Annotated in this window: 1 protein-coding gene; it reads right to left on the reverse strand. The window is 59.2% G+C overall.

Translation table 11 applies throughout. The features are described from left to right. Window positions 1-277: penicillin-binding transpeptidase domain-containing protein (locus tag AAEY88_RS13335; RefSeq protein ID WP_350563159.1), on the reverse strand; the 277-nt coding region annotated here is incomplete at both ends.

A 277-nucleotide genomic window follows, 5' to 3' on the forward strand; every position in this document is an offset into this window, starting at 1 on the left:
GTAGACGGACGGATACCAGGTTACGCGAGCGGTACAGCGCTTCGCGCAGGCGTGTCGGGCCGTAAAACTGGCCGGATGAATTTTGTGGGCGCCAGGCGATTTCCTGGCCTTCCTCTTCCAGAACGATGGGCGAATCATTAATCAGCGTTGCCGGAGTAAAGCCGGATTCCAGAGCGTTCAGGTAAAGAAACGGCTTGAACGTGGAGCCGGGCTGCCGCTTGGCCTGGACAGCACGGTTGTATTTGCTCTGCCCGAAGCTATAGCCGCCGCTCAGCGC

This window comes from Psychrobacter sp. CAL346-MNA-CIBAN-0220, assembly GCF_040309805.1.
GTDB lineage: Bacteria > Pseudomonadota > Gammaproteobacteria > Pseudomonadales > Moraxellaceae > Psychrobacter.